Source organism: Paraburkholderia sp., from assembly GCF_035656215.1.
In the GTDB taxonomy this organism is placed as follows: domain Bacteria; phylum Pseudomonadota; class Gammaproteobacteria; order Burkholderiales; family Burkholderiaceae; genus Paraburkholderia.
This window is the reverse complement of the sequence record NZ_DASRSY010000432.1, coordinates 1-2,543: the sequence shown is the minus strand read 5'-3', so window position 1 is coordinate 2,543 and position 2,543 is coordinate 1. Positions and strand designations below refer to the sequence as shown.

Sequence of the window (2,543 nt, the reverse complement as noted above, 5' to 3'; positions counted from 1 at the left end):
CGGCGTCGATATTCTGGACGTTCGCATACAGAAACACGCGCACCCGCGATGAGCGCGACAGCTCGTCGCGATACGCCTTGCCGAAACGCACAGGAGGGCTGAACTGCGCGACCGTATCACGCATATCGCCGGTCGCAAGCGGTATGCGACGCACGTCATGGCGTCCGATCTCGCGTTCCCAGTAAGCGGGGTCGAAATTCTGCGGGCCGAGCTTCAGCAGTTCATGCGTACGCGCGTAGTACGGCGCCAGTTCTTCGAGGCCGAACGGCCAGCCGCTGTGCGGGATCCAGTCGCGCTTTTCGAAGTCCCATGGATCGAGCGGACGGCACCAGCCGCCCCAGCAGTTGCTGCTGCCGCCAAAGTAACGGCTGCGCGAGCCGTCTGCGAACGAATAAGGAAGCCCGGCGTTTTCGCCGCGATAGAGGTCGCGGGTTTCGTCATCCGGCCCGAAGCCCCCGCTTTCGAGCATGCAGGTGTCGATCCCCGCCCTCGACATCTCCAGCGCAAGCGTAATGCCGGCGACCCCTCCGCCGATGATGCAGACCGTCGTTTCAATGACCGTGTTGTGTTCAACAGTGCGAGTATCGATGAACATCCCTACTCCCCATCGTCTTCATGCATCTCTGAGTGCGTCAATCCGGCTACTCATCCAACCGGGGCTGGCAAGCAAACCACGCACGCGCCGTTACCGACCACCTCATCGGCATCGCCGCGAGTGCCGATCAAGGAAATCGATCGACAATCCCATTGCGGCCGCCGACATTCCGGCTTGTCAACGACTTGGCCTCCCCAGCGTATAAACGCTGCGGTCTTCTCTCTGTGCTTCAGCTCACGGAATCGAAACGGTTCCGGATAAAACGACATGGGTTGCCGCCATACACGCCCTCAGGATCGAGTGAACGATGCACGACGGACAACGGCGTCACCACGGCCGACCGGCCGATCGTCACACCCATCTGCACAACACATTTTGAGGTGATCCAGACACCGTCCTCGATGACGATCGGCGCGACGCGCAGATCCATCGTGGTGCTCATATCGTGAGACCCGGCGCTCAGGAATGTGCCTTGGGAAATACAAACGTTCGAACCGATGCGGATCAGCGCCTGGTTGTAGATCCAGACGTCGACGCCGAACCAGCAGTTATCGCCCACTTCCAGATTCCACGGCGACTTCACACGCAGCGGATGCACGAAGCGGCAACCCATGCCGATCTTCGCGCCGAACAGACGCAATAGCCCAACCCGTACCGACGACAGAGGCAGCAACTTGTTGTTGATCACGCAGGCCTCAATCACAAACCAGATGAGTTCGATCAGGGCCCCGCGCTTCGCGCGATAGTTTCCCTTTCCAGCCCGGCTGAGATCGATAACGCGGCCATCCTCGCGGACGCCTTCGACTTTCGGCGTGCGCCCGATCTGCGGATCGTCGGCAACGTTACCCATCAGCTTTCTCCAGACCACGAACGTGAGTCAACGTACTCATGCGTCACGCTTACATTATGTTTCGACTCCTTACTGAAGCTGGCTTCATGGCCGTACGGGCAAGCGTTTTGGCGGTTACCCACGTGCTGGTTGGCGCACGATAGCTCTATTGAGACCGCATCTCCCCGGGGCATACGATGACCATTTCGTTTCGGCATACGACAACCTCGCTGCTTCTCGCCATCGTCACGTGTGCCGCACCTGCGCTCGCGCAGAACGCAGCACCCGCGCCCGCTGCGCCGACCCTCGCCGCTACGGCTGCGACCGCCTACAGTACCCCCGCTCCAGCTGCGCGCGCCAACCCGGGCGCCGCGCGTCGCAACAGCGAAGCGCAGTTGCTCGGCGCCCCGCGCGAATACGGTTCGCCAGACGCGCAGCAAGGCAATACCGCCGACGCCCAGCAGGCAGCGCTGCTCGATGAACAACGCATGACGGTATTGGGCGGAGGGCAAGGCGCGCAGCCGGCCGTAGGCAAGGGCCAGCGCAACAAGGCGCAAGCGGCCGCCAACGGCAAGGTCCGCGTGGCCGGTCAGCCCGGCGGTCGGAATGCGGCCGACGGCTTGATGCCCGAAGGCGCAGCGAGAGCCACTTACGCCAATCCGTACGATCCGGGCAAACACGCCGTCTATCGATCCCCGTGGTGATAGTGCATTCATGAGATGGCCGCTTGCCGGATCAATCCGGCGCGGCTTCCTCCCTTGTAGCCGGCTTGCGCCGCCGGGTCGCAGCAGTCGAGGGCCGCGGGCCGCTGAAATACGGCACCTCCGCCTTCGCATGCTTGCCGCGTGACTCACGAACCAGCGCCGCGAGCCGCGCTTCAAACGTAGCGATCGTCGACTCCGGCGACAGGGCGCGCTCCGCATAACTGCGTGCCGCCTTGCCGAGCGCCGCGCGGCGTTCGGGATCGCTTGCCAGCACCGTGATCGCGGCCGCCAAAGTCTTGACGTTGTCCGGCGGCACGACCAAACCGCGCGGAGACACCGCGTCGTAAAGACCCGTGCCGCGCCGCGCCATGGCCACCACCGCGCGCCCGCTTGCGAACATGCCGGTGAGCTTCGA

3 protein-coding genes and 1 pseudogene are annotated in these 2,543 nt (G+C 63.2%); 1 reads left to right on the top strand and 3 read right to left on the bottom strand.

Annotated elements, in window-relative coordinates; all coding sequences use genetic code 11:
- On the bottom strand, positions 1 to 595 hold a 595-nt coding region (locus VFE81_RS25350), incomplete at its 3' end, for an FAD-dependent oxidoreductase (protein ID WP_325047213.1).
- Positions 596 to 824: 229 nt separating this feature from the next.
- Positions 825 to 1,445, bottom strand: a complete 621-nt coding sequence (locus VFE81_RS25345) for a putative colanic acid biosynthesis acetyltransferase (protein ID WP_325047212.1) — start codon at positions 1,443 to 1,445, stop codon at positions 825 to 827.
- Positions 1,446 to 1,621: 176 nt separating this feature from the next.
- Between VFE81_RS25345 and VFE81_RS25340 the strand changes: the two genes are divergently transcribed.
- On the top strand, positions 1,622 to 2,128 hold the full coding sequence (locus tag VFE81_RS25340) for a hypothetical protein (protein ID WP_325047211.1): 507 nt from the start codon (positions 1,622 to 1,624) through the stop codon (positions 2,126 to 2,128).
- Positions 2,129 to 2,159: 31 nt separating this feature from the next.
- Here VFE81_RS25340 and VFE81_RS25335 read toward each other — a convergent pair.
- Positions 2,160 to 2,543 (bottom strand): annotated as a pseudogene (locus tag VFE81_RS25335) (colanic acid biosynthesis glycosyltransferase WcaI); the annotation flags it as partial.

What these genes read in the sequence shown, in the direction of transcription:
- VFE81_RS25340 (WP_325047211.1), top strand. Translation starts at nt 1,622, where the DNA reads ATGACCATTTCGTTTCGGCATACGACAACCTCGCTGCTTCTCGCCATC.
- VFE81_RS25345 (WP_325047212.1), bottom strand. Translation starts at nt 1,445, where the DNA reads ATGGGTAACGTTGCCGACGATCCGCAGATCGGGCGCACGCCGAAAGTC.